The organism is Paenibacillus sp. J23TS9, from assembly GCF_018403225.1.
GTDB lineage: Bacteria > Bacillota > Bacilli > Paenibacillales > Paenibacillaceae > Paenibacillus_AQ.
Window position 1 is genome coordinate 292,225 of the sequence record NZ_BOSG01000002.1, and the last position, 14,546, is coordinate 306,770.

Below are 14,546 nucleotides of genomic sequence, written 5' to 3' on the forward strand. Positions count from 1 at the left end.
TCGGACCGGCCTATTTTTATGGCCAAAGAAAAAACGCCCTTTGCTCTTGCTTCCACAAGCCGCCGGGCGAATCCTGCCTAATGCTGTATTTTGCTGATAGTATATGTCCTATGATATGCCTGCTACTAAACCAGAGCTGTTTAGACAATCAAGCTGCTGACAGCAAATGCTGTTCCGATGAACACCAAGCACAGCAGGGTAGCTACCGCGACGTTGCCTTTTTGTAAACTGTCAGCGATATTAAAGCCAGGTGTAACCAGTTCGAAAATCCAATAGGCTGCCACAAGGCATACATAACCGACGGCAAACCACATCGCCAAAAACCAGATGGACGTATTCGTAAATGCCGCAACGCCAAGCACGATGGCCGTAGCCAGAAATTTGCCGCCCAGTGCCAGACCGACCGCCACATTCCCTTTTTTCAATTCCTCCATATCCTTAAATGGCGTCATCCAGCTGAAAATCAGCATTCCCAGCAGCTGCAGCACAATGATGACAAGTACGCTTACGACCAAATTAACGACGACGGTCAACTCGCCCACCCCCTGAATTTTGCGTAGGCCGATTCATAATCGGCAAAATCATGAATCTCTTCAAGCTTTACGGAAACCTTTTTCTTCTTCTCCAAATCCTTGTACCGTGCATCATCAATCGGCTGCTTGATCCGGTTGCCTGATGGAAGCTCCAATACGGCGAAATTACGCGTCTTTTCCTTCAATTGCGTTTTATAGACGCCGACCAAGTCAATTTCCGTCGTTACGGGAACCTTCAGGTCGGCCATGTCCTTTTTGGCATCTTCCTGCGTCTTGAAGGTCTTAATCGTGCTCCACGCGGACAGCTGGACGTTGCTGCGCTCATTCGCATCGGTGGTCATTTCCGCATCCATATATTGCAGTGCCCAGATTTTATCTCCCGTCGCATAGTTTTCGTCATTTGGCATCAGCTCGTTATCCGGCAAAATGGTCATATCACTACCGATCAAATCTCCGACGCTGCTCTCAACAATGCGGTAATCCCACGGCACACGGGACACATTGTCCAGCGAAGCCTCCTCAGAAGAATTGGTATGAAAGACCGAGCTCTCATTGCCAGAGCAGGCATTCAGCAGAAGCACAGCCAGCATGGAGAGCGCCAGAACAGCAGCGAGTTTGAATCCCGGTCTCGCGTTCCGGCGTATGTCGTCCCGATTTCTTCTCATCTATTTCACTCCTATCGCGATAAAATGACTCGTATTCCCTGTGATCAACCCACCGGCTCTGCCGAGCAGACCGCATGGTTTTCCGTTAATCATGAACATTCCGGTCAATAGACGGCGTTCTCCGGCAACCGTGCTGATCTCCGGAAGATTCGCTCTCATTTGATAGACGGAAGGGAATAATTCGCTCGTATCAAAGCCGTCCTCATCCTTGATTTCCAGCTCTCCCTCGCTGTCGAACATTTGAACGGAGCCGCCTTCACGTCCGAACATGGATTTGGAGACGTAACTGCCAGAAAAAACAGGTTTGTTGTAGGTTGGCAAAATATAATTTTCAATCGCTTCGCGTTCCTCCGCGTTATAAAGAAGCCCCAGTTCATACAATCCCCAAGCCGCAGCAATCAGTCCTTTGGACTGCAGCAAAATGCTGTGTGGCGGATTAAACAGCTCAAGCTTGCCGGTCTCGATGGAATAGGCAAGCGCATCGCCCGCATCATCCACGGACATCCATTCCTTCGGATACAGGGCGAACATGCGCTTAATCTCACGTCCGGTGCCATCCTTTACGATCCCCTCGTCTATAGAAAGATCGAGGCAATCGACACATTTCACATCCAGGCCGCTATGCTTCACAAGAGCATCTATCGTTCCGGAATCCTCCAGATGTTCGCCATAGGCAATGCAGGCCGCCGTATCCGGCTTCTCCATCCCCCAGGCTGCAGCGATTAGCTCCTTCATCCGGACATTGGGCGAATCGATGCCCGCCTCTTGGCACATCCAGGGCGTAACGATTGAAGCCTCCACGTAACCCGTTGGTGTATCTGCATTCAGTTCATACAGCTTAATGCTTCCATCAGCCGAGACGGCATAATCAAACCGCGCATAGCGGCTGATCAGGTTCTCTTCAGGCAGCGGGCAAATATCGAGCATATCCCATAAAATCTCCGGTATGCCGATCAGCTCATACAGATTCCGGTTGCCGTGCACATAACGTACCGTCCGGTCGAGAATACGCCACAACCGGGCAGAGGCTTGTTCCAGCTCCTGGTATGTTTCTTGTTTCATGACAACCAGTTGATCAAGCCAATACTCCTCATCTCCAATATCCGCCCAAGTAAAACCCAGCTTGCCGAGCTGCTCTACACGTTCCTTGCGGTCCTGTCCGCCTGGCTCAAGTACTTCAAATACACTGTTCATCATCCGCCAAACCCGCTGCTCCGTGAGCTTGAACCTGAACCCGAAAAGATGCCTGATTTCGAGCTGGAGCTGCCGGACGAGCTGTAGCCGCTGGATTTGCCGCCAATCCCGCCAGAGCCTGAAGACGTGCCACGACGGGTGATCGAGCCGGTAGATCTGGAGGTTTTCGGTGTAACCGTGGATCCGACGACCGGCTTATTTTGAAATGTGCTGCTGGTATACGAACGCGGCTTGTAAGTCTGGGATGTGCCGGTGTAATAAGTACGCCGGTTGTCATAATACGTGCTTGGCCGGTAGCTTGAACCGCTGTTAAATAAGAAGTGGTACAACAGCAGATCATCCCAGCCAAATCCGGAATGGCTCGTGCCGTAGTTATTGATAATGGTCGTATCTCCGCTGCCCGTGCTTCCGCTCTGTGTCTGATCTTCCTTTTCCTTTTCTTCGGGGAGAGGAATGTTCCAGTCCGCATTTTTATCGAAATATGCCTTCACTTCCTCGGTCGACCATGAGACCAGCTTAGGCTCATCCGTTGTACCGTTTGTAGCGTCTGCAGCCGTTACACCAGACATCAGGAAAGCATTCGCGAGAAGAGCCACACCCAGCGATGTGGACAAAACCTTGATCGGCTTACCTTCAGGCGTGAACAGCTTGGAGACTGATTTTTCTCTATCCTGCGGCTGTTGTTCATTTGCCATGATTGGTTCCTCCTTTCATTGCGGCGAATCTACTCGTTGCGGATCCGGACCAGCAGAAGCTCAAGCTTGCCCTCATCCACATTCAATCTTCCTTCAATAGCCTCGTACTCCCGGCCTCCGACAACTAGATAATTCACATGTTCGAGCGCCGCGACCATATTCATGCTCCAATTACGCTCTTCAATCTGCCGGAGCTCACCGTTTGGCATTTTCTCCGTTAAAATCACGCTCATATCATTACCCATTACGCGCCCTCCCTTGTTCTATACCACTCATATGTCATTTGATACGTAAGAATGAAGTGGTCCGTTCCACCTTGAATCATATATTTCTCAAAACATTAATTCACAGAAAATGGAATCATGCATCTACCAGAATAAAACCTCTTAAACAGAAACGCAATCAAATATTGCCTTTTTACTGCAAAATTCGGGTTCGCCTTTTGTACTCCCCATATATTGAATCTTCACTACATAACTAGACTCAGCTCATGCTTATCTTAACTTTTTTTCATGCTGTACAACAGCAACCTTATTCTGGATAAAACGTCTAATATATGAATGGAAATTATAGTTATTCTATGATTCTCAAAAAAATGAATTGCAGAAAAGAGGTACATAATGAATAAAACCAAGTTTCTCCGCATCGGAACGATATCCGCCCTCACAGCTGCTATGCTGTGCAGTGTAAGCTCCGTTCCCGTAACCCATGCCGATTCTCCTGCCGTTTCGTACAGTTATTGGGCCCCCGAGCAGATCAAAGCCCCTCTGCAAAAACCGCAGTGGACGGCAGCCGTCGACCCCAACGCGGCCGCGGCAGTTACCGATGACGGAACGGTGCTTTCCTTTTCCGGGAAAAAGCTGATCGCCCTGAATCTGACTAACGGTAAAAAGATATATACCTACGGCAATCAGCTGAAGCCCAAAGTACAATACTTGAAAGGCAGCGCCTACGGCATTGGGGAAGACGGCCGTGTATATGCCATTAATGCCAAAACAGGAAAAGAGCTTTGGCATACAGCCGCAGGCTTGACCGATGTGGATTCTCCTATTGTGATCGGGGATACCGTCTATGTGACCAAGAAAAATGCAGTGATTGCTTTGGAAGCAGCTACGGGCAAACAGCGCTGGAAGGCAGTCGAGGAACAGGCTGAAAACGGCGGCTCGATAACCATGGAGGAGGATGGGGTGGTTTTCGTATCCTATATCCTCTCCGGGGCACTGTCATTCTCTCAGGTAAACGCCATTGATAAGAAAACGGGCAAGATATTATGGAAAGCAGACCATCATGAAACGCCAATCAGCGTTAGGGATGGACTGGTCTACTCCAAAGCGGAGCCAACTCCATTTGGTGAAGAAAGTGATACATTGAAGGCAACTTTTTCCGTTCTCAATGCCAAAACAGGCAAACTGATGGGAGAGCGGGTATACTCTTGGCCGAAAGCGGATGTGAATTCCACCTCTTCCGGTTACAGCGGCTCCATGCTGCTTGACGGAAACGATCTTTACCTGGTTACGGAAACATCTGTATCCAAGTATGACTTCAGCCACTACGAACCGGAAGGCAAGCCGCTGAAAAAATGGATCAAGCCGGGCAGCCTCATTTCCCTCATCGGTTCGGTGCATGCCGGCAGGATTTATTTTATGGACTACGCTACAAATGCAGTTTTGGGCATGAAGCTCGCGGATGGCCAGAAAGTAAATTGGAGAACTGACAATCCGCCGATCCAGACAGATATTTACGGTAACGGTGTTTATGTCGGGCAAAGCGACGGTATATTCCGTGGTTATAATCTGCAAACGACGGCTCCGGCGTTTACCGTTAATACAGGGTCTCGCAATTACGGTCCGACCCTCCGCTCCGGCAATATGCTGATTATTCAGGCCAAGGATGCCGGCAAGCTGATTACCGTTCCGGTGCCGAAGGCACTGCAGTAAATTCTCCTGAACCCGTTTTCGGATGCAGTCATGCCTTGAACCCCTGTATAATAAAACGCTGTTAGAACTTAAAAGGCACCCCTCTGGGTGCCTTTTGCCGTTTGTCTAACGCGACTGCGCCGCTAAAGTTCAATTTCTTGATTTTTACACTTTTCCTAAATATGACTAATGTTTAATCTTATAAAAAATTAGCGGGATAAGGTGTACATGGCATGAACGGATCGGGATTTCACGATCCTTTCTTTTTTTCTAATCCTCCGGCTGCCAAGGAGAGCAAGATAACAACCAGTGCGATCGCTGCATTCCATGTAAAATGATCTCCCAGAATAGATACGCCGAGAATGATGCCAATGGGCGGTACCAGATAATTGTTCAGGGAGGTGAACGTGGCGCCTGCACGTTGGATTAACAGATTGTAGAACATATATACAATCCCTGCATGGAAGCTTCCAAGGATAACTACGGCGAGGATTTGCTTGGGAGTCAAGACCACATGAGCCGGGTCTTCGAGCAGAAAAGCAAGCGGGACTAACATAACGGAAGCCGCGAAAAGCACATTCCTCATGGCCAAAATGGAGGACATCGGAGGCAACCGTTTTATCAAGATTAGCGATCCTGAAAAACTCACCGAAGCTCCGAGCAATGCCAGATAACCGGCGAAGCTGCCGCTATGGAGGGAAGTACCCATATCGGGCACAAACAGGATGCCGATACCGGCCATTCCCATGATAACGCTGAACCATTTGGCTGAAGAAATAGTTTCGCCGGGCACGAACAGCTTGACGAACAGGATCGTGAAGATCGGAATCGTTCCCATCAAAATGGATGCCATGCTGCTGCTTATGGTTTGCTGTCCCCATCCGATCAGGATGAAGGGAATGACCGCTTCAAGTAAACCGATCCATATATAGATACGCCAAGGCGCTTTTTTCGCTGAAAGCGGCTGCTTCTTCCCCAACATGATATCAAGCAGTGCAAGAGTACCTGCGCCAATCAACGCTTTGGCCGCCGCAAGGGTGACGGGAGGTACGGAGCCGATCACAAGGTCGACCAGAAAAAACTGCGATCCCCAAATCAGACTGATTCCGATGAGGAGCAGATAGGATATCCTTTTCATAGCTTCTATTCCTTCTAGCCTGCATGCAGGAGGGTTTATTAAGGTCCTTGCCTTGATTCTAAGGGGACGATATCCATTCTACAATAGAAGAAAACCTCATCTGTACCGGTACAGATATGATCAGAAAAGGGACGAGTTTGTAATTGAATACTCCGTTCCGGGTGTTTTTCGCAAAAAAAGAGGACCGCTGATCATTCAGTAGTCCTCTTCTCTATTTGAGCCTACGCCTGGGGCGAAGCCGTCTTCTTCAAATAAGTTCTCCAGGTGATGCACCACTTCGCAGGGTCATCGAAGCTGGAATCGTCAATGCGATGCACGGTGCTGCGGGTCGGCGCATTTTTGACCGTTTCCGGCTCACTGTAGGCTTCCTTGGAAATTTGCGCGAGTGCCTGAATGTACTCGTCCAGATCCTCCTTGGAGTAGGATTCCGTCGGTTCCAGCGTAAACGGCTGCGGTACTACGTATGGATGATGGCTGGTCCAATAATGCAGTCCAAAGTCGCACATCCGGCGTGTCACATCCTCGGTTGTGACCCCGGTATCTTCGGTCATCTTTTGCCAGCTGTAGCGTACCTGCTCCAGACGGTTACCCTTGATATAAGGAGCAGAAGCACCCGGAATTTGCAGGATTTTATGATAGAGATAATTGTTGTTCAGTACGGCCACCTGGGCGACGTTCAGCAGGCCTTCCGCTCCGAGGCTGCGAATCCAGGCGTATGATCTGAGCACGGTCTGAGCCACGCCATGGAAGCTTCGCACCTTGCCAATGCTGAGCTCTCCCGGCTCCTGAAGCTCGTAACGCTCGCCGCTGCGGCTTACAACTGGCCCCGGCAGGAATGGAGCTAGTGCTTCGGTGACGCCGAGGGCGCCCGTTGCCGGTCCTCCGCACATATGCGGTGCCGCAAAGGTTTTATGAAGGTTGAAAAAGCACATATCGAATCCTGCTTCCTTCGCGCGGGTAACGCCGAGCAGTCCGTTCGCATTGGCCTGATCATAGTAGCAGATGCCGCCTGCGGCATGCACGATATCCGTGAATTCCCGGATGCGCGGGTTGAAAATACCGGTATCCTCGGGGTTCGCTACGACGAAGCCTGCCGTCCGGAAGGAGACTGCGCGCTTCAACTGCTCAATATCCGGAAAACCGTCTGCATCCGGCTGAACCGTGATGATTTTGTAGCCTTTGACGACTGCTGTGGCGGCCTGAGAGGGATGTGAGAACATCGTCGTGATGATTTCGTTGCGCTGCTCTCCCTCTCCTCTGGACTCGTGATAGGCACGGACGATGGATGCCATCGTGAGCAAGGCTTGTGTGCCGCTGCTCGGCTGAAAGGAGAACCGGTCCAAACCGGAAATCTCGCGCATCGCCAAATCAAGCCGGTGATATACCTCCAGAATGCCCTGCACATCGTCCACATGCTGCAGCGGATGAAGATCCATCATTTTCGGCGTACGGATCATCATTTCGTTAACGCGCGGGATGTATTTCATGGTACAGGTACCCTGGCCGATCTCAACGTTGAAATCCGATCCCATCGTTTCCTGGGACAGACGCAGGTAATGACGCAGCACTTTGGCCTGGCCGATTTCCGGCAGAGCCGGAGGCTCTGTGCGCATCATGCTGTCCGGAATGACCGAGATCCCATCTCCGACAGCCGCTTCAATCGCCGACTCCGCCTGCGGGGCCTCCACACCACGCTCTCCTTGCTTATGCAGTTCAAAAATAATCGGCTCATCCCATTTGGCTTGATGAAAATTTCGTACTGTATGCTCGCGTGCGATGCGTTTCATCAGCATTCCACTCCCTTCATTCCCCGGCTGCAAATGCGATCCAGCGCTGCTGCAAGCAGCTCGATATCCTCCTGGGTGTGAACCTCTGTGACACAGAGCAGCATGCTCTGACCAAGCTCAGGAAAGTCAGCGGATAAATCGTGACCGCCCTGAATGCCTTCAATACGCAGCTGTTTTTGAATCTCCTCTACCGTCAAGCCTGTCTTCGTAAAATCCGCAACAAACTCTTTGAAAAATGGGGACTGCAATCGGACGGACATGCCCTCAATTTCTTCAAGCAGCTTCGCAGCATACTGGGATTTTTGCATAATCGTCTGGCCCAGCTCCTGCATGCCATGAGGTCCGAGCAGTGCGAGGTACACCCCCGCCGTAATACCCCACAGCGCCGTTTGGGTTCCAACGGATTCTTTTCCTTTTTCCCGGTCATGGAATGAAGTCCGTTCATAAGCGACGTCCCCGAAGCCGTACTCGCCTTCCACGATCGTAGGAGCGATACCGAACAGGCGTGAAGGATACTCCATCACATATTTCTCTTCATTACGGGTGGCGATAAAGCCCGCCTGGCCGCCGCCGTAATTCATGTGCATCCCGAGGGGCTGCAGATCGCCGCATACGATATCTGCGCCGTATTGGCTTGGCGGTTTGAGTACTCCAAGCGAAATCGGGTCCACTCCAACTACACATACCGCGCCTGCTTCATGGACAATGTCGGCAATTTGCCGTCCCTGTGACTCGATCGTGCCGAAGAAGGATGGATTCTCAAAATACACCGCGGCCGTATTGCTTGTGATTTTATTACGCAAATCCTGAAGATTCAGCTCACCGGATTCTGTCCGAAAATCAACCAGCTGATAAGACAGGTCCGGCGTAATGTAGTTGACGATGATCTTCAGCTTATCCTTGTCGATCGTTCCCGCAAGCAGCACCTCCGTACGTCCGGTCATCCGAGCGGCCATCCGCAGCGAGGTCGACGCAGCCTGCGCCCAGTCAAAGGTAGGCACGTTCACAACATCCATATCCAGCAGCTCCGCCATAAGGCTCTGGTATTCGAACAAAGCCTGGAACCGGCCGTGATCCTCATATGGCTCCCCTGCATAAGCTGTCACAAACTCGGAACGCTGGTTAATTTCATCGCATACTGCCGGAATGAAATGCGGCCAGCAGCCTGCCCCGAGAAAACTGACGACATCCTGCGTGCTTTCGTTTCGGTTCAACAGCCGACTGACATGCCGTCTCAGCTCCTGCTCGCTTAAAGCAGGGGGCATATCCATCTCTTTCTTCAGCTTTAGCTCATCCGGAATGATCCGGTACAAATCCTCGATCCGTTCTACTCCGATCTCATCCAGCATCTGGCGCTGAACTTCCGGAATCATGTTCGGTATATAGGGATGCGAAGATGCCCGTTTATGCTGTGCCATATTGTCATCTCTCCTTATGCCAAATTGGAACGCTTATCTGTGTCAAACCTGGACCTTCTTAGGCCAGACCGCCGCCATCTACCACCAGCACGCTGCCGGTGACCCAGGCAGACAACTCCCCAGCCAGGAAAAGAACCGCTCCGGCGATATCCTGCGGCGTACCCAGCCGCTCCAGCGGTCGTCCCGTTGCCGAGGAAACGAGGAAAGACGACTCTTCCTTCCCGAGCTGCTTGGCTTCATCCCGCAGCAGCGGAGTGTCCGTATCGCCCGGGCATACGCAGTTCACGCGGATGTTCTGCGGCCCATGGTCAATCGCCATCGCCTTGGTGAGATTCACCACGCCAGCCTTCGCTGCGCAGTAAGCAGCCGCCTGATCGCCGCCCTTTAGTCCCCAGCCCGAGCCCGTGTTGATGATGCTGCCTCCTCCCCCCGCAGCCATATGCGGAATAACGTATTTGGAGAGCAGATAGACTCCTTTCAGGGATACGTCCATGACTAGATCCCAATCCTTTTCCTCAAGCTCCACCACTGTTTTGCGGCGAATGACGCCTGCATTATTGAAGAGAATATCAATCTGGCCAACCTCTCCGGCAATCGTGTCTGCCGTCCGTTGGCAATCCTCTCCAGATGTCACATTGCAGCGGAAGAATTGGACCTGCCCGCCGTTATCACGGATGCGTGCCGCAGCCTTTTCCCCATTATCTTCATGAATATCAAGCAGCATGACCTTTGCGCCAAACTCCGCCAGCAGCTCGGCGGTGGCGAAGCCAATCCCGGAAGCACCTCCTGTCACCACGGCTGTCTTCCCGTCCAAGCGCAAAATGTTCTGATTATTCGGCATGTTGTTTCACTAGCTCCTTTCGCATGACGGCTGGCGATGCAGCCTGATTGGAATATGGCATAAGAATGAATCCGTAGTTGAATACTTCCGGCCTCAGCTCATAAGGCGGAAGCTGGGCAGGGCCGCAGCTGTTGCTGCCAAGGCCATTCTGGCGGTAATCGAGATGGAGGGAGACGGTATCTCTCGGTGTTAGATCTTTCAAGTGTCCCGCCTTCTCCAGATCCTCCGCAGTATAGCGGTGAGCGCTGAATTCGATGACTGGCAGCCCTACCGCCAACAGGCCCATACCCCGGCTGCTCGTCAGAGATACCCAGCTCACCTCGGTGCGGTTGCCGTTATCCTGCGGGACCATATATGGCGTGAATAATTCATCGACTGAAGCATGATAGACACCAAAAAGGTTAGCATGTTTACTGTCCGCATATGACTCGCCCGGCCCCCTTCCTGCCCAGTCCGCGAGGTCCATCGTACCCGGCAAGGTGAGATCAAGCCCAATCCGCGGCAGCATTTTCGGCGGTGTACCCTCCGGAACTCCATCAACGGCAACATGCATTCGGCCATCGCCATGCAAAGTATAGCGGCAAATACAGCGGAAGCCCCAATCAAACACCGGTGGAGCGATGCGCGTACGAATCGTTACTGTTACGCCTCCGTCACCGTTCCGCTCCCAGGAAGCTTCGTCAATCCGCTGCTGGAGTAGATGCAAATAGGCTTTACGCCATTCCTGAACCACGTACATATCATTGTCGATAGGGGCTCTCCAGAAGGAGAGCTTCGGCCCCCCACCGTTTGCGATCATGTCGGTTCCGGCAAAAGTCCAGGACTGAATAGCCCCGTCCATCATGTTAAAAACAACTTCAAAATCCGCCCCGGTGACCTTCAGCAAATGTCCATGCTCTGTGCAGTTCAAGAAGCCCGTCGCTGCATCAGCTCCAGCATTCGCCGGCAGAAATTCCTGCACGGGCAGCAGCTCTTCCGGTACACGGAACTGAGCTGTCGCCACTTCATGGCCTTTCATCGCCCAGATGCAGTCCGTGCGGAGTACATAACGGATCGTCAGGTAAGTATCACTTAAAGACGTAACATGCAGCCCTGACAAATCATATGGCAGTTTAAGCTGAGCTTTGCTATGCGGCCTAACAACAGGAAGAGGTGCCGAGCCGCTTTGCAGAAGAACTCCATCCGCTTGAATAGACCAGGATGCTTCCAGGAATTCCAGACCGCTAAAGTCCAGTCTGTTCTCCAGCTCCACCGCTCCCTTCTTCAAATCGATGGCCACGGTAGCTACAGGTTCAATGACCTTTTTCAGCTCGAGCAAGCCCGGAGAAGGCGTACGGTCGGGGAAAAGCAAACCGTCCATGCAGAAATTCGAGTTGTTCGGCACATCGCCAAAATCACCGCCATAAGCGTAATAGCTTCTTCCTTGCTCATCTACTGTCGTCAGACCGTGATCGGTCCATTCCCAGACGAATCCGCCCTGCAGACCTTCACAGCTGCGGAACAGCTCGTTATATTCGGTTAAGCCGCCGGGCCCGTTGCCCATTGCATGCGCGTATTCGCAGATAATCCTCGGCTTCTGCGGACCTTCTGCGCCCGCCAGCCCGGCAAGCTTTTCTACGGACGTATACATGGTACTCATCACGTCTACAGCTTTGCCCTCACGGTCCTCCTCGTAATGGATCAGGCGGGTCGGGTCCTTCGCGCGGCACCACTCCGCCATCGCTTCAAAGTTGTAGCCGAAGCCGGACTCGTTGCCCATCGACCACATGATGATGCTCGGGTGGTTTTTATCCCTCTCCACCATGCGTATCATCCGGTCAACATAGGCATTTTTCCAGGCAGGATCATCGCTGATACGGCTGATGTTGCCGAGCAGCTCAAAGCCATGGCATTCCAAATCCGTCTCGTCCATGACATACAGGCCGTATTCATCACACAGATCATAGAACCGTGGATCATTCGGGTAGTGCGAGGTACGGACCGCATTAATGTTATGCCTCTTCATCAGCAGCACATCCTGCAGCATTGTTTGGTACGGCACCGTTCTGCCCAGCTCCGGATGATAATCATGGCGGTTCACACCCTTTAGGAGAATCGGTACGCCATTCACCAAGAATGTATTTCCCGCAATCTCGATGCGTCTGAAGCCGACCCGGTATGGGATGCATTCGATCATTCCGTCCTGTTCATCCTCCAGCGTAATCAGCAGATGATAGAGACTCGGCTGCTCGGCTGACCATAGCCGCGGCTGTTCCACCTGAATACGGATCCCGAACAATTCTTCACTTGACGCAGTCCCAATATCGCAGACGCTTCCGGCTCCAATGACATTCCATTTGTTTTCATCCAGCAGCTGAGCCTTTAAGTGATACTTGCTCCGGTCTTCATCTGTCGTGTCCGCTCTGCCGATCTCTACGCAGATATTCAGCTCGCCCTGATCCAAGGCATCATTCAGATCGGTACGGATCGTAAAATCCCGAATCTGCATCTTCGGACGGGCAGACAGGCTGACATCCCGGAAAATTCCGCTGAGCCACCACATATCCTGATCCTCCAGATAAGACCCGTCAGACCATTGATACACCTTAACGGACAGCTGATTGCTGCCCTCCCGGATCAAGGACGTAATATCAAACTCGGATGAAAGACGACTGCCCTGGCTGTATCCTGCCTCCTGCCCATTCACCCATAGATGAAAAGCGCTGTCCACGCCCTCAAAGCGCAGCACAATCTGCCGCTCTGCCCATTCAGCTGGGATATGAAAGCTCCTGCGGTAGCATCCTGTCGGATTATCCGAAGGCACGCGCGGCGGATCAACCGGGAAAGGGTAATAAAGATCTGTATAATGCGGTTTTCCATACCCCTGCAGCTGCCAGTGTCCCGGCACCTCTAGCTTCCCCCAAGCCGAATCATCAAAAGCTTCCTCCTGAAAGCCAGCCGGTGCTAATCCAGGAGAAGCAGCATAATAGAACCTCCAAGACCCGTTCAAAAGACGAAACCACGGAGAGAGCCCGCGTTCATACGTAAGTGCGGACGCCTCATCCTTGTATGACACAAAATACGTATGGTCCTTCAGCCTTCCGCGCTGCAGTACTTCGAGATTTTCCCAGTCATTCTGCGGTTGCCGGTTGTTGATCATGTCGCTGTAGCCCTCTTTTCTCCTCTATAGTTGAATCGCGGTTCTGAACCGACCGGTACTGACTCGGTGTGAGACCCGTGCATCGCTTGAACCATTTGCTGAAATAATTGGCGTCCACCATGCCCAGCTGGTCGGATATTTCACTGACGCTCATCAGCGTGCCGGTCAGCATATGTTCAGCCTTATGAAGCTTGATTTTCGATTGAAAATCAATAAAGTTCTCCCCCACCGTGCGCTTAAACAAGGTACTGAAATGGCTGCGGCTGAGCCCGACCTCCTCCGCCACCTCGGCAACGGATAACATGTTACCTCTCTCGGAAGAGAGGATGCCCACCGCCTTCATAATGGAATCCGGCCAAGTCTCACCCCATAGATCATATTGCGTCCGGAGTTCATCCTGCTGATATAGGCTGAGCACCGTATCGATCCATTCCCGGACACTGCTGACAGGACCTTGCTTATGCCAAATCAATTTCGAATGGCTGCCCTTCAAAGCCTTTAGCCGGCAAACGACGCGCTCGGCCGCCTCCGGTTTGCACAGCAGAAATGTTCTGCCTCTGCCGCAGGCGATACGCTCGCTTGGCGCGCCCGCATCCCGCAGTAAATCCTCCCAGTCAGCGTCATTCAGCATGTCTGCCCCTTCGCCGCATCGGATCAGAACAATGGAGCAGCCCTTGCCCATCCAGCTCCAATCACCGGCAAACCACTGCCGGGCCTGCTCTTCAATACCACCCGAGAAACCGCCAAGCCAGGAGCCAATATGAGCTTGCCGGGCCTCGTCACTGCCATGAGCTTCCGTTCCTTCTCCGACATTACTGCCGACGCGCAGCAGATACTGCTCCTGAAACTGGCTAAGATAAAAGCCCATTTCATCCTCGTCCATGTTGGTTTTGAGTATATAGCCTGAAGCTCCCAGCCGGAAGCCTTGCTGCGCATAAGAAAAATCCTCATGGCAGCTGAGCAGCAAAATCTGCGTATCGCCCGCAGCCTGCTTGATTCTCCGCGCAAGCTCCAGCCCGTTCAGCTTCGGCATGACAATATCAGTAATCACAACGTCGGGCTGATGAGCCAGAAAGGCATCCCATCCCTTCAGCCCGTTGCCCGCATCAGCCACCACTTCCATCCCGTACCGTTCCCAGGGCACAGTGCTGCGCAGTCCTTTGCGGACGATCAATTCATCATCGACAATAAGAACCTTTATTTTGGGTGCTGCCATGGTC

12 protein-coding genes are annotated in these 14,546 nt (G+C 52.1%); 1 reads left to right on the plus strand and 11 read right to left on the minus strand.

The window, feature by feature from the left end; translation table 11 throughout:
* Window positions 1-140 precede the first annotated feature (140 nt).
* From KJS65_RS16985 to KJS65_RS17005, 5 genes are read right to left on the minus strand one after another with little or no spacing between them, the layout of a single operon-like run.
* Complete coding sequence (locus KJS65_RS16985; RefSeq protein WP_213651073.1) at window positions 141-533, minus strand: DUF350 domain-containing protein; 393 nt, start codon at window positions 531-533, stop codon at window positions 141-143.
* Window positions 530-1,198, minus strand: a complete 669-nt coding sequence (locus KJS65_RS16990; protein WP_213651074.1) for a hypothetical protein — start codon at window positions 1,196-1,198, stop codon at window positions 530-532. Before KJS65_RS16990 ends, KJS65_RS16985 begins: the two co-directional genes overlap by 4 nt.
* Window positions 1,199-2,395 (minus strand): glutathionylspermidine synthase family protein, encoded by a 1,197-nt coding sequence (locus KJS65_RS16995; RefSeq protein WP_213651075.1) that lies wholly within the window; start codon window positions 2,393-2,395, stop codon window positions 1,199-1,201.
* Entirely contained in the window at window positions 2,392-3,087 is a 696-nt protein-coding gene (locus KJS65_RS17000) for a hypothetical protein (RefSeq protein WP_213651076.1), read from the minus strand. The genes KJS65_RS16995 and KJS65_RS17000 overlap by 4 nt, the downstream gene beginning before the upstream one ends.
* Window positions 3,088-3,116: 29 nt before the next feature.
* Window positions 3,117-3,332, minus strand: coding sequence for a hypothetical protein (locus KJS65_RS17005; protein ID WP_136607949.1), 216 nt, complete (start codon window positions 3,330-3,332; stop codon window positions 3,117-3,119).
* Window positions 3,333-3,707: 375 nt separating this feature from the next.
* Here KJS65_RS17005 and KJS65_RS17010 point away from each other — a divergent pair, with 375 nt between their 5' ends.
* Window positions 3,708-5,024 carry an outer membrane protein assembly factor BamB family protein gene (locus KJS65_RS17010; RefSeq protein ID WP_213651077.1) on the plus strand — a complete coding sequence of 439 codons (1,317 nt, stop codon included), beginning with the start codon at window positions 3,708-3,710 and terminating at the stop codon, window positions 5,022-5,024.
* A 229-nt stretch (window positions 5,025-5,253) separates the two neighbouring features.
* Here the strand turns inward: KJS65_RS17010 and KJS65_RS17015 are convergent, their stop codons facing one another.
* From KJS65_RS17015 to KJS65_RS17040, 6 genes are all read right to left on the minus strand, one after another.
* Window positions 5,254-6,141, minus strand: a complete 888-nt coding sequence (locus KJS65_RS17015; RefSeq protein ID WP_213651078.1) for a DMT family transporter — start codon at window positions 6,139-6,141, stop codon at window positions 5,254-5,256.
* 221 nt (window positions 6,142-6,362) lie between these two features.
* Complete coding sequence (gcvPB, locus tag KJS65_RS17020) at window positions 6,363-7,928, minus strand: aminomethyl-transferring glycine dehydrogenase subunit GcvPB (RefSeq protein WP_213651079.1); 1,566 nt, start codon at window positions 7,926-7,928, stop codon at window positions 6,363-6,365.
* Window positions 7,928-9,346, minus strand: coding sequence for an aminomethyl-transferring glycine dehydrogenase subunit GcvPA (gcvPA, locus tag KJS65_RS17025; protein WP_213651080.1), 1,419 nt, complete (start codon window positions 9,344-9,346; stop codon window positions 7,928-7,930). Before gcvPA ends, gcvPB begins: the two co-directional genes overlap by 1 nt.
* Before the next feature lie 58 nt (window positions 9,347-9,404).
* Window positions 9,405-10,187, minus strand: coding sequence for an SDR family NAD(P)-dependent oxidoreductase (locus KJS65_RS17030; RefSeq protein ID WP_213651081.1), 783 nt, complete (start codon window positions 10,185-10,187; stop codon window positions 9,405-9,407).
* Window positions 10,177-13,326: a beta-galactosidase subunit alpha gene (ebgA, locus tag KJS65_RS17035; protein WP_213651082.1), complete on the minus strand. Its 3,150-nt coding sequence runs from the start codon at window positions 13,324-13,326 to the stop codon at window positions 10,177-10,179. The genes KJS65_RS17030 and ebgA overlap by 11 nt, the downstream gene beginning before the upstream one ends.
* Entirely contained in the window at window positions 13,298-14,542 is a 1,245-nt protein-coding gene (locus KJS65_RS17040) for a response regulator transcription factor (RefSeq protein ID WP_213651083.1), read from the minus strand. Before KJS65_RS17040 ends, ebgA begins: the two co-directional genes overlap by 29 nt.
* Window positions 14,543-14,546 lie beyond the last annotated feature (4 nt).